Below are 19969 nucleotides of genomic sequence, written 5' to 3'. Positions count from 1 at the left end.
GTCACGCCATCCGGCAGCAGATCCCTCACCCAGTCGGGATGAGTGCCCCCGGAGGCGGCCGCGGCCGTTACCTATCGTGGGTCTACCCAACCCAGGAGGTCGCCGTGCAACGACCGTTGGCCGGACTGACGAAGCGCAACCTCGCGCGGGAACTCCTCGCCGGCATCACCCTGATCGCCATCGCCGTGCCCCTGAACATCGGTTACGCCCAGATCGCCGGGCTGCCACCGACCGCTGGTCTCTACGCCTTGGTCTTGCCCTCCATCGTCTATGCGCTGGTGGTGTCCTCGCGCCAACTGGTGGCGTCCCCGGACGCCGCCGCTGCCGCGCTGGTCGCCTCGTCGATCGGCGGTCTGGCCGTGGCGGACAGCGACAACTACGCGGTCATGGCCATGGCCCAGGCCGTCATCTGTGGCGTGATGCTCCTGTTGCTGGCCTACTTCAAACTGGGGTTCCTCGCCAACTTCCTCTCCAAGCCGATCCTGGTGGGGTTCGTCGGCGGCCTGGCCTTCGATATCCTCGTGTCCCAAGTGGCGAAGATGCTGGGTATCTCGCTCCCCTCGGGCGCGGAGTTCGTGGAGAAGATCGTGGCACTGGTGACGGGGCTGCCGGATGCGAGCGGTTGGTCTCTGTTGATCGCCGGCGTGTCAGTCGGCGTCCTCATGCTCGGCAAGCGGCTCGCTCCGTCCGTTCCCTGGGCGCTGGTGGTGCTCGTGGCGGCCACCATCGTGGTGGTCTTGACAGCGGCGGATCAGGCCGGCGTGGCCGTCCTCGGCGAGGTGCCCGCCGGACCGCCCGCACTCACCTGGCCCGTCTTGGCTTGGATGGACTGGTTATTGCTCGTTCCCTCGGCCATGGCCTTGACGCTGGTCACGACCGCTGAGGGTCTGCTGGTCTCGCGCTCCTACGGGGAGAAACGCCACTATGCCACCAGTCCGAACCGCGACTTGACGGCCTTCGGTCTGGCCAACATCGCCGCCGGTGCCAGCGCCAGTTTCGCCGTGGGCTCCTCGACCTCCAGGACAGCTGCCATGGATCAGGCCGGGTCCCGGACCCAGCTGCCGTCATTCGTCCTCGCCGGAGGCGCACTGCTCCTGCTGCTCTTCGGAACGGCCCTTCTGGCGGACATTCCGTCCCCTGCCATCGGAGCCATCGTCGGGGTGGCAGTCTTGCCCCTGCTGGGCATCCGCGAGTTTCGGGATTTGTGGAGACTCGACCGCTTCGAGTTCTTCATCGGGCTGGTGTGCTTTCTCGTCACCCTGTTCATCGGGTCCATCCCGGGCATCCTGGTGGCGTTCGTCCTGGCCCTGGTCAATCTGGCCAAGAGAGCCTCCGCACCTGCCATCGACGTCCTCGCTGCGGATGGCGATCCCCAGGAATCATTGCTGGACAGAGCTCCCGAGGGGTCCGTCACGGCGCCCGGCGTCCTGGTGGTCCGGCTGGGAGCACCCCTGTTCTTCGCCAACGGCACCGTGTTCGGCCAAGCCGTGAGGTCGGCCATCGAGGGTGCAGGCGGACCGGAGGGGGTCCGGCACCTGGTGATCGACATGGAAGCCGTCAACGACGTCGACGTCACGGGTGCCGAAGCCTTCGAATCGTTGCGCGGCTGGCTGGATGACCGGGAGATCTCCGTGGCCTTCAGCCGGGTGCGGCCAGACACCGTGCCACGGCTGGACCGCCTCGGGATCATGCGCGGCGACACCGTGTTCTCTACTAATCGCGCGGCCGTCTCTGCTTATGACGAGACTCGTGATGCCAACACCGGCCACACTATCCGCAGCGGTGCTGCACCCGAAGGGGACTGACATGATGGCGATGATCGGGGAGATCCTTCCCTTGGCGCTGGGCATCGCCGTCAGTCCGATCCCCATCATCGCGGTGATCCTGATGCTGATGTCCCCACGCGCACGGTCCACGGCGGTGGGTTTCCTCACCGGATGGCTCGGCGGCATCATCGTGGCCGCCACCGTGTTCACGCTCCTGTCCTCTTTTCTGCCCGAGGGCGACGACGGGGCACGTCCCATCCGAGGCATCATCCACCTGGCCCTCGGCGTTCTGCTGTTGTTCGTCGCCGCTAGGCAGTGGAAGAGCCGTCCGAAGAACGACGAGCAACCCGATCTGCCGAAGTGGATGCAGGCGGTGGACAGCATGGCCTTCGGCAAGGCGCTGGGCCTGGCCGTCCTGCTAGTCGCCGTCAACCCGAAGAATCTGGTGATGTCAGCGTCCGCGGGCCTGGCGATCGGATCCGCTGGGACGGCGCCCGGGGTGAGCGCCGCCGTCGTGGTCATCTTCACGGTGCTGGCCGGCGCGACGGTCTGGGTTCCCGTGGTCGGATTCCTGCTCGCCTCCGAACGGCTGCGTGCGCCGTTGGAGAAACTCCGCATCTGGCTGGTGCAACAGAACTCGACAATCATGTCGATTCTTTTGCTGGTGCTGGCCGTCAACGCGATCGGCAAGGGCCTTGGCTCGTTCTGACACTCCGGCCCCTGCCCCGCCCTCGGAAGCGGAAGGTTCGTCCGGCCTGCCGGACTTGAACCAACTGGATCCTACGCAGTACCTGCCGACCACGACGACGTGGTGGGAGGTCCTGCTGGCGATCCTGTCGATCCTGGCGGGCTGGATCATCGCCCGGTACTCCCGGCGCGGAGTCCTCGCGCTGTTGCGGAAAACCCCGGGTATCCAGGAACCCGTGGCGTACGTGGCCGCCCGGATCGTCCAGTATCTCCTGGTCCTGGTGGGTGTCGGACTGGCTTTGGCGTTCTTGGGCGCCAACATCCAACCGTTGCTCGCCATCGTGGTGATCGTGGTCGCGGTGTTCGTCATGGTCGTGCGTGGCTTCGCGGAGAACTTCACCGCCAGCGTCCTCATTCAATCCAGGCAACCCGTCAAAGTCGGTGACCAGATCCAGGTGGAGGGGCCCGACGGTGGCATCGAGGGGACTATCCGGGAACTCAACGGCCGTTCGGTCATCATGGTGACGCTCGACGGCCGGACGGTGCACATCCCCAATGCGGTGCTGCTCGGCGGCGTGCTCGTGAACCATTCCCGCCAAGGGCTGCGGCGCAGTGAGGTGCAAGTCCGCGTACTCCGGAAGGCCGGAACCTCAGTGGAGCGGGTGTGCTCACTCTTGACTGCTGGCGCCACCAGGGCCGCTGGAGTGGACACCACGACGCCGACGCGAGCGCTGGTACAGGCGGCCTCGCCGGAGCGGTGGACCCTGAGGATCCAGTACTGGCATCTGCCGCTCGCCGGTCCCAGAGTGACGTCTGAGGTCATCTCCCGGCTGGCCGCCGAACTGGAAGAGGCCCAACTGGATGGGACGGTCACCGCCGACCCTGGCGAGCCCCCGCTGGTGCCCCCGGACCGTCTCTGACAAGCAGCGAGGAATCCATGCGGCCGGTCTCCGGCCACACGGACTCCTCAGCGACGAAGCACCGTCACGGGGTGACGATGTTGAACGCCTTGTCTCCGGGCTCCAGCACGCCCAGGAGGCGCTGTAGTGCGGTGGAGTCACCCTCGACCTCCATGCCGGGCGAGTCCATATCGCCGCCCAAGAGGGCGAGGAAGCGCATCTTCGCCGTCCGAAGGGTCGCCTCGATACCGTCCACAGCATCCGTCTCGACGTACACCAGGACCCCGTTCCGCAAGGTGACCCGGAACCGCCGCCCGAGATCTGTGAACACCACAGCAAACGTCACCACGAGATCCCACGCTTTAGGCCCGTTGACTTGGATGGCAATGGCATCGAAGAGCTGTTCTGGCGAGAGGTTCGCCATCACGGTCGGTGCATTCGTGTCGATGGGGGTGCCGAAGTTCTCTCCCCGCAACTCGGTGGCCCCGGAGAAGAAGAAATTGCGCCAGGTGCCGTTCTCGGAGCCATAGGCCAGCTGCTCGAGAGTGTCTGCATACAGGCTTCGCGCGTCGGCATGGGACTCGTCCGCGAAGACCGCATGATCGAGAAGCGTGGCTGCCCAGCGGTAGTCCCCGGCATCATAGGCTTCTCGAGCGATCTCGACGACGCGGTCCACGCCGCCCATGGCTTTCACGTAACGCTGGGCCAGCGCCTGGGGCGGGTGCGGCCACAACCGGGCGGGATTGCCATCGAACCACCCCAGATACCGCTGCACGATGGCTTTGACGTTGTGGCTGACCGAACCGTAGTAACCGTGGGTGTGCCAGACGTTCTCGAGTGCCGGCGGCAGGGTGAAGTCCTCGGCGACTTCGGCCCCGGTGTAGCCCCGATTGATCAATCGGAGGGTCTGGTCGTGGAGATACGCGTACAGGTCTCTCTGCAGCGAGAGGAACGCGACGATCTCGTCTCGGCCCCAGGTGGGCCAGTGGTGGGACGCGAAGACCACCTCGGTCTTGTCCGAGTACCGTTCGATGGCCTCGGTCAGGTACTGGGACCACACGTGAGGATCCCGGACCACGGCTCCGCGGAGGGTGAGCAGGTTGTGCAGGTTGTGAGTGGCGTTCTCGGCCATGCACAAGGCCTTGAACTGAGGGAAGTAGAAGTGCATCTCAGCGGGAGCCTCGGTCCCGGGGGCCATCTGGAACTCGATCTCGACGCCGTCGACGGTGTGGGTCTGACCGGTCTTCGAGATCTCCATGGTCGGGACGATCAGACCGACTTCGCCGGTGGACGTGGTCTGGCCCAGTCCGGCGCCCACTGCGCCCTGGGGTCCCCGGTCCAGGGCCGCTCCATACATATAGCCGGAGCGGCGGGCCATGGCGACGCCGGCGTAGACGTTCTCTGCGACCGCGTGCTCGACGAAACCCTCTGGTGCGATGATCTGGACCGCGCCGGAATCGACGTCTGCCTGAGAGGTCACGCCGAAGACGCCGCCGAAGTGGTCGACGTGACTGTGGGTATGGATCACGGCAACGACGTCCCGTTCGCCACGGTTCCGGCGGTACAGGTCCAAGGCTGCTGCACCGGTTTCTCGGGACAGCAGCGGGTCGATCACAATGACCCCGGTGTTCCCCTCCACGAAGGTCACGTTGGACAGGTCGAGACCACGGACCTGGTAGATCCCCTCGGATACCTCGAACAGTCCGGCCTTGGCCACCAGTTGAGACTGCCGCCACAGGCTGGGATGGACCGTGGCCGGCGCATCACCCTGGAGGAAGTCATAGCTGTCGTTGTCCCAGACGACTGCTCCGTGGTCATCCCGGACGATGGCCGGCTTGAGTGTGGCGATGAATCCGCGTTCTGCCTGCTCAAAGTCTCGCTTGTCGTCAAAGGGCAGTCTCGTCAGGGCTTCGGCGTGCTGCCGTTCGATGGTGGGTGCTGCGGGTTTCTGGTCCATGGGGTGTAGCTCCTGTCAGTGGTCACGATGGCGGCCGCGAAGTCGCCGCCGCAGACGGAAGGAGGATGGTCAACCGAGAAGCTTGGCCTTGGCAGCCACGAATTCCTCATCGGTAAGCAAGCCAGACTGCTTGAGATCGGCCAGTCGTTGCAGCTGGTCCAGAATGTCGGGGGCACCAGCCGCACTGGGAGGTGCCGCTGGCGCTGGAGGAGCCGTCGGAGTGGTTGCAGACTGGGCCGCAGCGTCGATGCGCGCCTGTTGCTGCGCGGCCGCGTACTGTTCCTGGTCGAATTGGGCTTGGGCACGGTTGCGCTGATTTCCAGCGACCCGTCCGGAGACGGCCTGCGCGGTCCCGGCCACGACGGCCGTTCGTGCTGCGAGTCCTAAGAGGCCGGGGCGTCCTACTCGTCGGAGGGGCATGGTCATTTTCCTTCCACTGCTTCGTACAGATCGATGATGGCGTTGACGACCGGAGCGGGCACGCGTGTGGTCTGCAGGACCTCTCCGCCGCCCTGGGCGAGTCTCTCGGCGAGGGTCCGTTCGAAGGCCAATTCCAGGGCCAGGACCACGGCCGAGGATTCCCGGGGCATCGGAGCGGCAAGTTCCACGAGGTCCTCTTCGGCGATGAGTCCATCCGCCAGGGGATCTGGCTCGATGTCCAGGTCCAGAAGGTGATTCCCCTCCAGCTCGAGTATCGCCACCTCTCCCATGCTGTCCTTACTGATGACGACGAGGTCGAGCAACCGTACGGCGCCGGTGGCCAGAACGTTGGTCAGTGCGTCCCACGCCCCGGGGTCAGGTTTCTCCTGGGCGAATCCCACCACGTACATCTCCACGGGTCCGTATCGGAATTCAGGCATGATCTCTCCCCTCTCAATGACTGATCCACTCCGGCGACCATGGCGGTGCGCGGTGTGCATGCTGTGATGCTCCCGGAACGGGTGCCGGCACAGTGATCCGCTCACCCAGACTGGGCGACCCGAAGGCGAGCCGGGCGACGAGGCTGCTGGACAGTGGTACTACGGGGAGTTTGATGCGGTGACCTGCGCATTGGACCGGGGGATCACCACCTCGCGAATCACGATCAGGATCGAGGCGGTGACAGGGATCGCCAACAATGCACCGAGCAGGCCCAACAGCGCAGCGCCGATCATCGCTCCGATGATGACCAGGACAGCCGGGACGTTGACGGCCCGTCCCATGATCCTAGGAGTGACCACATAGGCCTCAATCTGGATATACGCGAAGTAGGCGATGGCGAAGATGAGCGCCGCCGTGGGACTGATCAGGAGGGCGCCCGCAGTACCGACGACAAGGAACACCATGGACCCGATCATGGGGACCAGGGTGATGAAGAAGGCGATGAGCGCCATCAGTGCAGGTAGTGATGAGCCGATGACCCATTGGATGAGGAAGACGACGGCCGCGTTGATGGTCGAGAGGGTGACCCCGCCGGCCACCACGCGACCGACCGACGTCGTGATCTTGTCCAACAGAGTGGAGAACCCTTCACGCCGGTAAGCGGGAATCAGGCTAGCGGCAGAACGCTTGATCGTGTCGAGCGAGGACACGAAGTACAGCGTCAGGACTACGACGATGAAGGTGCTCGAGATCGCCCCCACCACCCCGGCGCCGGCCCGTAGAACCCCGCCGGAAATGGCCAGGATTGACTCCGGGGTGGCCACCGAATCCACGGCTTGCATCAGCAAGGTCGCGGCGTCCAGGTCAAACGTGTTCTCCAAGCCGGTGAACCAGGAGCTGGAGGTCAGAGCGGCCACTGCATCCGGCGCGCTCTGGACGGCATGGGAGAACTGCCGGATGATGGCCGGGACCACGAACGCCAGGATGGCGGCGACCAGGAGCAGGAAAGCGCCGGCGACCATCAGGACCGACCAGGCATGGGGCACCCCCCGGCGGGATATCGAGCTGACCGCCGGCGCCATGCCCAGCGCCAGGAAGGCCGCCAGTGAGATGGACATCAGGACGGTCGAGATCGAGGAGACGGCCAGCGCCAGTGCTACTGCCGCCAGGACACCGACGGCCCAGACGAAGCCGTTCACCAAGGGCCGGACGGGCGTGACTCGGACGAAGGAGGGCCAGGAACGCCTCGACGAACGACTTTCGACGGGCCAGGGTACGGGCTGGGGAGAGGCCCGCTGAGGGAGCTGTTCCTCGTTCATGATGCGAACCGTAGGCTTCGCCTCCGAAAGGGCCGCCAGAGCCTCATCCTGATCGGATGAGTTCTCAGCCGACGACGGGTTCGAGCATGTGAGGCTCCGTGCATCACCACACCGACAAGCGCGTCACTTCGAGAAAGGCCATCCCATGGAATTCTGGCAATCCTTCTGGTCGATCATCTGGTGGTTCCTGTGGGCCTTCGTCTTCATCGCCTACCTGATGACCCTGTTCAGCATCATCGCGGACGTGTTCCGGGACCGGGCTCTGAAGGGCTGGGCCAAGGCCGTCTGGGTGTTCTTCCTGATCTTCGTCCCGTTCATCACGGCGCTCGTCTACTTGATCGCTCGGGGCGACAAGATGGCAGAGCGCGGTGCTGCTGCTGTCCAGCAACAAGAGGACGCCGCTCATGCTTACATCCGACATGTGGCGGGAACGAGTCCCAGTGACGAGATTGACAAGGCCGCGAGGTTGCGCGAGGCCGGCACCATCACCGAGGCCGAGTTCGAGTCCATCAAGTCCAGAGCGCTGGCCTGACGCCCGAATGGTGCAGTTCAGCATCACATAGTTCAGGAGTTGGGTGGTCATCGTGGTCCCCAGGAACCTCGGCCCCATGGAATTCGTGGTGGCACCCCTGGTCGATGACCACCCGGATCCCGAGCTGTTGCTTCGATTGGCTGAGCTGGTTCACGCGGGTGGCCTGCGTGTCATGGATGTCGTCGTCGCCACCCGGATGCCCTGCGGATCCGTGTCATGGTCGGACATCGACGCTGACGAGTTCTCTCTGGCCGGAATCGACCTGGCGGCCGCGGGGTTGATCTCAGAACAGGACATCCAAGACGTGATGGGACGGGTGGCCCTCGGCGGATGGGCAATTGTCCTCATCGAACGCACCTGGGACTCTCCCCGCGAGCACTATCGCAGCCCGGGAGCCACCGTGATCTCTGTGGCCCAAGTACCGGCGGACGTCGCCGAAGCCGTCCTGGATGACTTGGGCTACCAGGAGGACGACACAAGAAACGGTGGCTCCACTTGAGGACGAGAGATGCCGACCAGCTTCACGGGGCAACCCGTTGAGCCTCGCGGCGGCTCTGCACGCCCAGCTTTCGGTAGATGGATCGTTGGTGAGTCTTGACCGTGTTCACGGAGACGAGAAGGTCCTCCGCGATCTCACGAATCGTCTTGGATGTTTGGAGCAGTCGGAAGACGTCGACCTCCCGCTCGGACAACACCGCCAGCACGCCGGGGGTGCGGATCACCGTCAGGCACTGGGTGATGAAGGACTCGTGCGCCGTCCTTCTGGACAGGTGCTCGGAGAGCAAGAGCCGTAGGTTCAGATCCTCATCACAGAAGGGCTGTCGCAAATCCTCTCGGGTCGCGACTTCCAGGGCGTATTCACAGTACTCGTGGGCGATGTCTGGCTCACCGCGCAGCCTGTGGACGAGTGCTGCAGTGATGCGTGTGGAGACCGCCACATAGGGAACATCCATGAACTCGTGATGCCGGGACAACAGGCGGAATGCCGCCAGGGGGTCGCCCGCGCGGCGCAGTATCCCGGCGGATACCACCCCCACCATGGGCAGATTGGCCACGTCGGGGAGACGTTGTACTAGGGCCACCGCCCGGGCCCTGTGCCCTGCAGCCTCTTCCAACACCGCCTTGGCCGCGTCGCGGAAGACCGGCCACTGCGTCCCCCGCACAGCGGTCCGCGGGATGGCCTGCAGCTCCGCCGCGGCTCGACGGCACCACACTGGATCACCCGACCCGGCGGCGCTGAAGGCGAGCAGCATGCGGAGGGCGCCACCGAAGGGAGGAGGCGCGTCACCAGCCTCTATGGCATGCCTGAACTCCGCACTCGCCACGTCATAGTCGGCAGACCAATACGCTAGAAGTCCGGATGCGGTGCTGATAGCACTGTCCCCGTGTTTCGCCGCCTGCTGGTCTGCCCCGTCCGGTGGGAGCGTGAGCGCATGGAGCATTTGACGGGCGTGACGATTGCGCCCGGTCCAGACATGGACCAGGGCCAAGCTGGTCAATGAACTGCGTTCGAGCTGGCTGTTGCCCAAGCCCGCCCATTCCCGCGTCGCAGCCGAGAGCATTTCTGGCGCGGCGTCCGGATGCAAGCGCCACCGCAGTTCAGCCCAGGCCAACAGATACAGCGCCGCTGCACGCTCCGTGCCTTCCCATCCGTCTGCGGCAGACAAGTACGCTTTGACTTCCTGGCTGGCCCTCAGGGCTTCGTCCACGTCTTCGCTGAGGAAGAGTCGGCCAAGGCAGAGGACAGGCCCCAGGGCATTGTCGGTTCCCTCATGGTCTTCCGACCCTAGAGCGTGTTCAAACCGGGACCGGGCGACCTGGTGTTCTCCGATGGCATCTTCGGCGCACGCCCAGATCACTTGGACCAGGGGTTTCGTCGAGACCCGGTCGGGGAGCCCCGCGCAGAATGCCGCCAGATCTTCGGCATGGTCCCCCACGATCAGTTCCAGCCAGCAAGACGTGAGGCTTGTCACCGCCCGGTCATGATCCCGGGCAGCCATGAAGTGACGAAGTGCAGCCAGCGGATCCGACGATTCCAGGTAGTCACCGGCCCTGCGGTGGAGTGATCTCAGCGCACGCTCATCCTGGCTCGCGAGGATACGGGTGCACTGCCGTGCGAAAAGCGCGTGCCAGCGATAGACAAGAATCTCATTCTGTCCGAAGTAGCGGCGCAAGAAGATCCCCTGCTGAGCGAGCGCGTCCAGAAGTTCTCCGGCGTCCACTCTTCCCGTGAGGGCAGAGGCCAACTCTGCTGTCAGTTCCGTGCATACAGTCGTGGTGAGTGCGAATGCCGCCAGGGAGGGGGGCAGTGCAGTCAGGATGTGGTCATGTATGTAGTCCTGGAGCAGATCCTCTGGATCACCGTCTGATGACGAGGGACGTCGTCCTCCGATGGCGGCCATATGCACGGCGATGGGCCAACCCTGGGTGTAGTCCAGCACCTCGCAAGCATCGAGGGGCGTTCCGAAGTGCTCCAGAAGAAGCTGGGTCTCTGCCAGGTCGAAAGCCAAATCAGCGGCCCCAAGACGGGCTTCCGGCGTTGCGATGATCTGCTTGGCCAGCGTGGCCTCGAGGGCGGGCGTCCCGACGAGAATGAGCTTCAGCTGCTTCGGAGCCGCTGCCACCAGCATGCCCAGCAACCCGTTCGTCAACTCACTTCCCGCCCGGTGGGCGTCGTCAATGACCAGAACGAGAACAGAATCAAGCTCCTGGACGGTCTCGCAGATGTGGCGATACATGGCTCTGACGCCGTCCCGGGCGCTCCAGGAGGCGGACGGCTGCGTGTCGTCTGTCTGGGCCTCGACCCGTTCCCCGAGCACTGACATGATCCCGGTGAACAGGGCGCGGCTGTCTTCGACCTCTGTCATCACGGACAACCAAGCCGTCGGCCGGCTCTGCTGTCCGGCCCATTCCGCAACGGCCGTCGTCTTGCCGTATCCGCTCGGCGCGACGATGACCAAGACTCGGTGGCCACGAACAGATTGTTCTATCGATGCAGTCACACGGGACCGCGACAGGGAGCCCGGCGTGCTGTCGGGAAGGCGGTACCGAGCCCACGGTGCTGTCCTGCCCACTGGCCTGGCGGTTGTCACTTCCGGAGCATATACATGGACAGTTCGTCATGGGAAGGGATGCTGTAAGACCACGGAGGACCTGTCACCGCCTCGCTGTCGGCTGCCGTGGTGGTCCACTGGTCGATCCGATGACGAGGCGTCCGTGCGCCTACTTGAGGGGCCTCCCTCTCTCATCCACTCAGGATGAAGTTCTCCACTGCGCTGATGCGTCCTCGGCAAGACTGGGGGTGGCCGCGGGATCCACCAGGTCGTGCGACAAAGTTAGGTGCAGCGATGCCAGATTTCCTGGGTGATGCAGACCTGATAGCCCTGGTAGTACTCCTCGTCCACGGGCTTCTGGCCCTGACTGCGGCAGTGGTGGTGTCGACCAACCGCCGCCCGTCCGCCGCCATCGCGTGGATCTTGGCGATTGTCTTCATCCCGTTTCTCGGAGCCCTCGCCTTCTTCTTCGTCGGGACCGGCAAACTGCCCCAGGAGCGGCGGGAGAAACAGCGCATCATCGATGCCCGGGCCCTGGGGGAACTGGAAGACCTCTCGGTCATTCGTCTCAGGGCCGACCGGCCCTCTTGGTTGCCCTCTGTTGCCTCGTTGAATCGCAAACTGGGTGCGCTGCCCATGATCGGCGGGAACAGGGTCATCCTCCTCCCTGGGTACTCCGGCGCGTTGGAGAGCATGATCGCGGAGATCGACCTCGCGACCGACTATGTGCACGTGGAGTTTTACATCTTGGCCCGCGACGAGACGACGAAACCATTCTTCGCGGCTCTGCAACGGGCGACTGCTCGAGGCGTGATGGTGCGGGTCCTCTCTGACCATCTGGCCGGCATCATGGGCAAGAGTCTTCATGACACGCGGGAGTTCCTCGCCGGGATCGGAGCCGAGTGGCATGCCATGCTGCCGTTGCGGCCACTCCGGGGTCAGTGGCAACGGCCGGATCTGCGCAACCACCGGAAGATACTGGTGGTCGACGGCCGGGTGGCTTTCACCGGATCTCAGAATGTCATCGACGCCTCATACAACAAACCGACCAATATCAAGCGCGGCCTGAGTTGGCACGAGTTGATGATCCGCCTCGAAGGACCCGTGGTTCGCGAACTCGACGCAGTTTTCGCCGCCGATTGGTATAGCGAGACCGACGCCATTCTGCCCCTACGGGCCGCTCCAGTGGCTCAGGCGCCTGTGGCGGAGCTCGTTGACGCCCAGGTCTTGCCGAGCGGTCCGACCTTTGACTACGCCAATAACCTCAAGCTGTACACGGCCCTGGTCTACAAGGCTGAACGACGAGTCAGCATTACCAGCCCATACTTCGTTCCGGACGAGTCCATCCTCCTGGCCATGGTCACAGCAGCCGACCGAGGCCTCGACGTCGAGCTGTTCGTCTCCGAGATCGGAGACCAGGCGATGGTCTACCACGCGCAGCGTTCCTACTACGAGGCATTGCTGAAGGCCGGTGTGCGTGTCTACCTCTACCGGGCGCCCAAGGTCCTTCACGCCAAGCACTTCACCATCGATGACGACGTTGCGGTCATCGGGTCCAGCAATATGGACCTCCGATCCTTCAGCCTCAATATGGAAGTATCCGTGCTGGTCCACGGTCGGGACTTTGTCACGGCCATGCGCCACATCGAAGACGGATACCGCGCCGGAAGCCGGGAGCTACGGCTGGAGGACTGGTTGCAACGCCCGGTCCGGCAGAAAGTGCTCGACAACCTCGCGCGACTGACGTCCTCGCTGCAATAGCGCACAGAGGGATGAAGGAGTTCCGCAGTTGGCCTCACCCGTTTCGGATGACCACTGACTCCGTTTCCTTCCACCGCGTCAGGCCGCAGTGTACTTTCGGACCTGAATCAGCGCTTTCGTGTTCGTCTGCTGAGTCGCTTTTGGCCGGGGGGTCATGACGAATGCGTGAGCTTGGTTTGGGACACTCGGTTCGCAGTGTGGTCACTCGTCCTGTGTCCCCCGGTCTCACACTCGCAGATACTCCCGCGGAGGATGCATGTACTCGCACGATGCTCGCCGATCTCGAAGGTACGACGTCAGGACGTGGCTGGCCGCAACGCTCATCTTCCTGCTGACCTCCAGCACGTTGGGTCTGGTTCAGCCGGCGTGGTCTGCCACTATCGAGGACAACTACCTCGCGGTGACGAAGAGCGTGAGCAATGAAGATCTGGTCCCCGGGGAGACCTTTACCTATTCGATCGCGGTCGCCTGCAACGAGGCTGACTGTGAGGATGCGCAGCTGAGCGATCCGATCCCGCCAGAGCTGGCGGGATTCCCGATCGAAGATCTGCAGATCACCCCGGGGGAGGGGACCGTTCCCCGAACCGTGACGTGGATGGTTGACGGCGAGCAGCAGACCGCCACGCCGGAAGCCATCACCGGGGACACAGAACTCGTGGTGGATTTCACCAACGGCGGGACTCTGCTGGAGGCCGGCGACGGTGTGACGGTCACGCTGACGCTGCGGGTGCCGGAAGACTACCCGCCGGGCAGCAGCGGTGACATCGTCAACACGGCCTACGGGACGGCCACGAACTCCGCAGCGGTCGAGGACTCAGCGACGATACGGATCGAGTCGGACGTGGTGCCGGGCATCGACGTGGTCAAATCATGGAGTCCCGCAGAGGCGACTCTTCAGCCGGGCACGCCTTCCACCGTCTCCCTTGGTGCGCAGAACACCTCCAACGTCGCCGTGCCGGAAATCTCCCTTCAGGAACCGGCAGACGCCGTAGACGGGGCCACGGGACTGGACGAGGCGACGAACCCCTTCGCGATCGCCGACTTCGCGGGCTTCAGCAATGTCACCTTGCCGGAGACCTGCACCAGCACGCGGGTCGACGTGTACCTGCAGGGACAGGACGGCGTGTGGAACTGGCAGACAGGGCCTCCGAGCGCCAGCGGAGAACTCGCCCTTCCGGAGGGGGTCGATCCCTCCGAGGTGGGTGGCGTCCGCGTTGCTTGCATCGGCGACATCGCCGTGAACGAGACCTTGTCCTTCGACATTGACCTTGAGCAGAACACCCCCGATGCGGCGGTCTATGCCGTGGAGAACACCGCGCAAGGATCGCTGGTGCCGTCCGAGGGCGAAGACCCCATCACCGGCACCGACACCGCCACCCACACCATCACCCCCCAGGAGGGCGGTGCGACTGCCAGCAAAGACTTCTCTGAGAAGACCATTTCCGCCGGTGAGTCCACCACCGCGACCATCACCGGCAGCGACGCGAACGCCCCGACGGGCGAGTTGCGTGTGGCCGATCTTGACTTCTTCACCGAGACCATCACCTTCGGTGGCTTCACGGACCCGATTGATTTTCCCGAGGGCACTACGGCCGGCGAGCTTCACTACTACGGCCTGGACGGTTCAGAACAGGTTGTGGACCTGACGGACGGGGAGATCCCGCCGCCGCCGGACACGGCCATTTCCGGCTTCGAATTCGTCTTCACGGGCACGATTCCCCCCGGGGCCGGGGTTGAGGCCACGTTCGTGGTGGACACCTCAGAGGAGGCTACCGGCGGCGAACCGGATGCGACGACGACCAATACGGTGACCGCCTCCACTGTCGACCTGCTGGGGGGCACGACAACGGCCACAGACACGGATGACCTGCGCATTGTCGCACCAGGCATCTCCGTGGACGTGAACAAGACCGTTCGCCCCGGTGCGCCCGTGTACCCGGGCCAGAGCGTCGTCACGTCTCTGGAGACCACTGCGAACGCCCTCACGGACACCTCCGCGGTCCATGACCTCGTGATCGAGGATTCGGTGGCGACCAATCCGGAGTTCTGGAACGCCTTCAACTTCGCTTCCGTGAGTCCCATGCAGCTGCCCGGTGGCACGTCCATGACCATTGAGCTCTACATCGACGGAGCATGGCAGCAAGTGGCCGCATTCCCGGCACAGGATCAGACGACCGTCGTGGAGCTGACCGCGGCCGAGCTGGCCGAGGCCGGAATTGACACCTCCCAGGTGGAGGGAGTCCGCTTCTCGCTGCACAGTGAGGAGGGGTTCCCCACCACGGAGGTGGTCACACCCGCCTTCACCTCGACCGCGCGCAGTGAGTTGCGTGACGGCGGGCCGGTCACCCCCGGGAACGATCAGCCCACGAGCTACGGGAACACGGTCACGGCGGATGCCGCGGGCGAATCCGACGGCGGTGTTCCCCTGGAGGATGACGCCGAAGACACCGACCAGGGCACCATCATCACCGACGAGACCGGTCCAGGAACTCTGGGCGTCAACAAGGCCTGGGACAGGGACACTGTCGTGGCGCTCTCGGATCAGCAGGCGGGGACCACCCTGTCCTGGAGCGTCTCCGCCGGGCAGGACCGTGTCGAGATCACCGATCCCACGGGGGACCCTGCGGACGTGGCGAACACGGTCTATGACGCGTTCGATCTGGTCGCGCTGGCCCCGGTGGAGCCGAACAACGAGCCCTACACCAACGGGTGGTACTTGAAATACGACAGTGTCACCGCCATCCAGCTGTTCGACGGCTCTGACTGGGTCGACGTTCAGGTCCCGGAGGGCGGTTGGGTCAACAATGGTCGGTTTGTCGGCTATACGCTAAGCCCCGAAGAGCGGTCTTCGACGATCGGCGTCCGGTATGTCCTCGAGGAGAATACCGAGGCACGAGAAGCGGCCGGCAACCCCGGTGACGCCTTCGACGCCTACGCGCCCGATCCGGGCTCCGGCGTGGCAGCGGGCAGCGGTCGTTCGTTCTCCCAGACCTGGCAGGTGAGGGACACCAAGCGCTCCGACGGCGGCTACGTCACCGGCCACACGGGCTACAACGTAGACGGCGAGGAAAACGTCGGCGTCGTGGACAACCTGGTGGACATCACCGGCTACCGGGACGGCGACGAGCCGGTGACGGCCACCGACTCAGACACCATTGTCATCATCGACGGCGAGCCGGGCGTGGCGGTGGAGAAAACCGTTGAGGCCTCCTCAGAGATGCCTGGCGGAGACATCTTCGTTCCGCCGACCGGCACAGCCGCCGAGGACTACCCGACGGCCATCTGGACTGCGACGGCGCACAACACCTCGCTGTCCCCGGCGCAGCAGGTGCGCCTCACCGATCCGAGCACCTGTCCTGACGTGGACCTGTCCAGCTGCCAGGTGGCCCAGGACGCTGACCCGTTCGCAGCCGAGGGCATCAACTGGCTCGTTCCTGCACAGGGCGCGACGCCTTTCGACTACTTCGATCTGACGTCCCTGGATTTCTCCGCGAGCAAGCCGGAGCAAGTGAACCTGGATGCCTCCACGGTCTGGTTGCTGAACTACAACGACGGTGCGTACTCGACGTCGTCACTGAACGCCACGGAGGCGCAGGCGCTCTCGGCAGCCGAACTGGCCGACGTGGTCGGGGTGTCGGTGTCGTTCCACCAGTCCGGCACGGGGGCCGGCACCATCGACCAGGAGAACAACCTGGCAGTGGTGTTCGAGACGCAGTTGCGTGCCACGGTGCGCTCCTCGGGGGAGACGACGGAACTGGCCGCCGGGACCACGTTGCCGGTGGGCAACCGGGCCTTCGCCCAGTCCTACGATGAGATCACCGCCGAAGGGGCTCTCACCGGGGACAACGCCGGAACGGACGTGACGCTGACTGGCGGACAGGTCTCGATCGCCCCCTCCAAGGACGTCTCGCCCGAATCGCTGACCCCGCCGTCGGCGCAGACTCCGGTCACCGTCACCCTGGGCGCGGCTTCCGGTACGGACCCTCTGAACACACTTTCGCCGTCGACCGTGACGATTGAGGACCAGGCGGAATCTACGGATTTCTGGGATCGGTTTGACTTTACCGGTCTCGGTGAGGTGAATCTTCCGGAGGGGGCCGACCAGGTTCAGATGGCCGTGTACGGTTCCTTCGGCACGAACGGCGGAGGCGAGGCATCGTGGGTGACGGGTACGCCCGCTGCTGAGGCCGTCGTCCCGGTGGCCCAGGGCCAGTACGCCAACATCGAGGGGGTTCGCTTCACGTTCACACGTGAGGACGGCGAGTACTTTTCGACCAGTGTCCCGTCAGCCGAGTGGAATGCCCAGGCCGCTTTCACGGTACAACTGCGCGAAACCCTGCGTGAGAGCGGGGAGGACGTGGTCTTCGAGGGGGCGTACGCCAACGCCCAGACCTCGCAGGCCACCCGTACAGACGGCAACGACACCGAACCAGTCACCGCCACGGACGAGATCTCCCTGTCGCCCGGCACACAAGAACTGGCGGTCAACAAACTGACCGACGACGGCCACCGGTTCCACTCGGCCGGTGACCAGGTTCCCTTCCGCCTGACGTTCCAGAACACCGGAACGGGCTACCTGACGCTGGACCGGCTCACGGACCAGCTCCCACAGGAACTGATCTACAACGGCGAGTCCAGCTACGCCGTCACGGCGGACGAGGACGGCCTCCTCTCCGAGGACGTGACTCTGGAGGTCTCGGAGGACGGCCGCACGCTGACCTTCGTCTGGCCGGAGGGCGGGCAGACCATGCGGCCCGGCGAGACGTTGACCATCGACCTGACAGCCGAGCAGCAACCGGGTCTGGGTGCGGACGAGCAAGCCGACAACACGATGGTGGTCGAAACGCAAGAGACCCTGGGCCAGTGCTCCAACATGGTGAGTGAAGGCTCCATCACAGACGACTGGACGACGGATCCTGCCAGTTGCGGTACCACGGATTACATCCAGACCGCCGAGGGCAACAATATGTTCGACCGCAAGGGTGTCATCGGCTCCCAGGACGGCGCCTACGTCCCCGGTGAGCCGGAAACTGTGTGTTCTCGGTCCCTGGAGGCACTGGACGGGACAAGGTTCTACCCGGCGCCATGTGTGGCCAACTCAGTGGTGGGCGGCACCGATACGTGGCTGCTTCATGCCGTCAACGCCGGCACCGTGGACGTGGACAACCTGGTCTTCGTGGACCAGCTGCCGTTCGCCGGTGACCAGCTCCTGTTGTCGGGCAATTCTCGGGGCTCGCAGTATCGTCCGCAGCTCGTCGAGGACTCCATCGACGTGACCGCGCCCGAGGGGGCCACCGTCGTCACGGAGGTCACCTCGAGTTCCGACGTCTGTGTCAACGGATGGGCAGCCCTGAGTCAGCCAGACGTCGACCCGTGCACCGAGTCCGGCGAAGTCTGGATCTCGGCGGACGACGACTCTGTCGACTGGTCCGCAGTCACGGGCATCCGGGTGATGGTCGATTACCCGGGCGATCGGCAGTTCACCCCGGGCGAAGGGGTGGACGTGGTCTTCGAGACGGAGAACGTCCCCGCCTCAGAAAGCAATGAGGGCGGTGCGCCGGTGCAGGTACCCGTCACGGACACGCTGGTCTACAACCAGTTCGGCTTCCGCTGGGACGCCAACGGGGCCATCTCAACCCGAACGCCGAGCATGGTCGGTGCGCATTTGCAGACCGCCAGCCTGGAGATCTCCAAGGAGGTCACGGGAGATGCCGCGTCGGCCGCACCGGAGTCATTCACCGCGGAAGTGCAATGCCGTATCGGTGACACCCCGATCGACATGGGCGACTCCTCCGAGGTGACGCTCACCCGTGACGGGGACGGTTACGCACCCGTGCGCATCGACGGGATCCCGTTCTCCATCGACCCGCTCGTGGAGTGCACGGTGACGGAGAGTGGTGAGCTCGGTGAGTTCGGTGAGGTCGAGCGCACCTCCGATCCCGAGGACGGTGTGCTGACGTTGGCCACAGCCACAGCCACAGACCCGAACAACGCGGATGCTGCCGTCCCGGAATCGCAGACGGTGACGCTCGGCAACGAGTACGCCTACTCCGGGCTGTCCGTGGCGAAGACAGTCGTGGCCTCGGCTGAAGGTGAACCGACGCACGGGCCGTTCGTATTCACGCTGCAGTGCACTGCGCCCAACGGGGCCACGGTGGATTTTGGCGAGGAGTTGGGCGGAGAGACTGCCACCTTCTCACTGACGGCTGACGAGACGTGGACCGCGCCGGAAGGAGTGATCCCCGCCGGCTCGGACTGCGTGCTCACAGAGACAGGCACAGGAGACGCTGACGTGGTGACGATCTCCGGCGAGGGCGTGATTCCGTCTGACGACGGAACCTCTGCGGAGATCCCCGTGGGCGGAAGCGCCGTCGCGGTCGCGGTGGTCAACGCCTACCAATCCGGCAGCTTCACCCTCACGAAGACCGTTGAGGGTGAAGGTGCGGACCTGTACGGCGACGGACCCTTCACCTTCCACGCAGTTTGCACGCTGCCAGTGGACGGCGGTGACCCCGTGGTGGTGCTCGACGACGACGCCATCAGCCTGTCGGCTGGCGAGACCTATTCCTCGCCGGAGCTTCCCCTCGGTGCGGAGTGCACGGTCGAGGAGACGAACGCGTCCGGTGCGTCCTCGACATCCATCTCGGACGACGGTCAGGTGGTCATCAGGCCGGGGGACGACGGCGCTGCGGTTCCGGTGTCCCTGGAGGCCATCAACACCTTCGATCTCACGTCGTTGGAGGTGACGAAGGAGTTGGCTGGTGGTGGTGCCGGTGCGGCGGTGGATCGTGAGTTCACGGTGAGTCTGCAGTGTGAGGTGGATGCTGGTGGCGAGATGGTGGATGTGGTGATTCCGGGTGGGGCGGAGCGAACGCTCTCGGCTGAGAATGACCTGTTCGCGGTGTATGAGGATCTGCCGGTGGGTGCTGACTGTGTGTTGACGGAGACCGGACGTGGTGGTGCTGATTCCTCGACGATTGAGGTGACCGCGGGTGAGGGTGCTTCGGGTGAGGATGGCAGTGCCACGATCGAGCTCGGTGGTGAGACCTCGGCGGCGACCGTAACCAACACGTATGAGGTCACGTCGTTGGAGGTGACGAAGGAGTTGGCTGGTGGTGGTGCCGGTGCGGCGGT

General features: G+C 64.6%; 12 protein-coding genes. 7 read left to right on the top strand and 5 right to left on the bottom strand.

The genetic code is table 11. The annotated features are described in order from the left end of the window. Positions 1-104: 104 nt before the first annotated feature. From RUH65_RS01765 to RUH65_RS01755, 3 genes are read left to right on the top strand one after another with little or no spacing between them, the layout of a single operon-like run. Positions 105-1805 (top strand): SulP family inorganic anion transporter, encoded by a 1701-nt coding sequence (locus RUH65_RS01765; RefSeq protein ID WP_313815474.1) that lies wholly within the window; start codon positions 105-107, stop codon positions 1803-1805. Between the two features lies 1 nt (position 1806). Next, positions 1807-2475, top strand: coding sequence for a GAP family protein (locus RUH65_RS01760; RefSeq protein WP_313815473.1), 669 nt, complete (start codon positions 1807-1809; stop codon positions 2473-2475). Between the two features lie 55 nt (positions 2476-2530). Beyond that, positions 2531-3373, top strand: a complete 843-nt coding sequence (locus tag RUH65_RS01755) for a mechanosensitive ion channel family protein (protein ID WP_313815472.1) — start codon at positions 2531-2533, stop codon at positions 3371-3373. A 64-nt stretch (positions 3374-3437) separates the two neighbouring features. Here the strand turns inward: RUH65_RS01755 and RUH65_RS01750 are convergent, their stop codons facing one another. From RUH65_RS01750 to RUH65_RS01735, 4 genes are all read right to left on the bottom strand, one after another. Next, positions 3438-5309 carry an alkyl sulfatase dimerization domain-containing protein gene (locus RUH65_RS01750; protein ID WP_313815471.1) on the bottom strand — a complete coding sequence of 624 codons (1872 nt, stop codon included), beginning with the start codon at positions 5307-5309 and terminating at the stop codon, positions 3438-3440. Between the two features lie 69 nt (positions 5310-5378). After that, positions 5379-5729, bottom strand: coding sequence for an SHOCT domain-containing protein (locus RUH65_RS01745; RefSeq protein WP_313815470.1), 351 nt, complete (start codon positions 5727-5729; stop codon positions 5379-5381). Between the two features lie 2 nt (positions 5730-5731). Further along, the gene (locus RUH65_RS01740; protein WP_313815469.1) at positions 5732-6169 is read right to left on the bottom strand and encodes a DUF6325 family protein; all 438 of its coding nucleotides are present in this window, start codon (positions 6167-6169) and stop codon (positions 5732-5734) included. A gap of 159 nt (positions 6170-6328) precedes the next feature. Next, positions 6329-7369 (bottom strand): AI-2E family transporter, encoded by a 1041-nt coding sequence (locus RUH65_RS01735; protein ID WP_313815468.1) that lies wholly within the window; start codon positions 7367-7369, stop codon positions 6329-6331. Between the two features lie 265 nt (positions 7370-7634). Between RUH65_RS01735 and RUH65_RS01730 the strand changes: the two genes are divergently transcribed. Then, entirely contained in the window at positions 7635-8021 is a 387-nt protein-coding gene (locus RUH65_RS01730) for an SHOCT domain-containing protein (protein ID WP_313815467.1), read from the top strand. Positions 8022-8097: 76 nt separating this feature from the next. Next, positions 8098-8520 (top strand): DUF6325 family protein, encoded by a 423-nt coding sequence (locus tag RUH65_RS01725; protein ID WP_313815466.1) that lies wholly within the window; start codon positions 8098-8100, stop codon positions 8518-8520. A gap of 22 nt (positions 8521-8542) precedes the next feature. On the opposite strand, the gene RUH65_RS01720 is transcribed toward RUH65_RS01725, so the two are convergent. Next, positions 8543-10981 carry a LuxR C-terminal-related transcriptional regulator gene (locus RUH65_RS01720; protein WP_313815465.1) on the bottom strand — a complete coding sequence of 813 codons (2439 nt, stop codon included), beginning with the start codon at positions 10979-10981 and terminating at the stop codon, positions 8543-8545. A gap of 387 nt (positions 10982-11368) precedes the next feature. Here RUH65_RS01720 and cls point away from each other — a divergent pair, with 387 nt between their 5' ends. After that, positions 11369-12835, top strand: coding sequence for a cardiolipin synthase (gene cls, locus RUH65_RS01715; protein ID WP_313815464.1), 1467 nt, complete (start codon positions 11369-11371; stop codon positions 12833-12835). Between the two features lie 256 nt (positions 12836-13091). Beyond that, positions 13092-19969: DUF5979 domain-containing protein (locus tag RUH65_RS01710; protein WP_313815463.1), on the top strand; the 6878-nt coding region annotated here is incomplete at its 3' end.

Source organism: Citricoccus sp. (assembly GCF_032154715.1).
GTDB lineage: Bacteria > Actinomycetota > Actinomycetes > Actinomycetales > Micrococcaceae > Citricoccus.
The sequence above is the reverse complement of the archived record's forward strand: the minus strand, read 5'-3'. Positions and strand labels throughout refer to the sequence as shown.

What these genes read in the sequence shown, in the direction of transcription:
- RUH65_RS01760 (WP_313815473.1), top strand. Translation starts at nt 1,807, where the DNA reads ATGATGGCGATGATCGGGGAGATCCTTCCCTTGGCGCTGGGCATCGCC.
- RUH65_RS01750 (WP_313815471.1), bottom strand. Translation starts at nt 5,309, where the DNA reads ATGGACCAGAAACCCGCAGCACCCACCATCGAACGGCAGCACGCCGAA.
- RUH65_RS01745 (WP_313815470.1), bottom strand. Translation starts at nt 5,729, where the DNA reads ATGCCCCTCCGACGAGTAGGACGCCCCGGCCTCTTAGGACTCGCAGCA.
- RUH65_RS01740 (WP_313815469.1), bottom strand. Translation starts at nt 6,169, where the DNA reads ATGCCTGAATTCCGATACGGACCCGTGGAGATGTACGTGGTGGGATTC.
- RUH65_RS01730 (WP_313815467.1), top strand. Translation starts at nt 7,635, where the DNA reads ATGGAATTCTGGCAATCCTTCTGGTCGATCATCTGGTGGTTCCTGTGG.
- RUH65_RS01725 (WP_313815466.1), top strand. Translation starts at nt 8,098, where the DNA reads ATGGAATTCGTGGTGGCACCCCTGGTCGATGACCACCCGGATCCCGAG.
- cls (WP_313815464.1), top strand. Translation starts at nt 11,369, where the DNA reads ATGCCAGATTTCCTGGGTGATGCAGACCTGATAGCCCTGGTAGTACTC.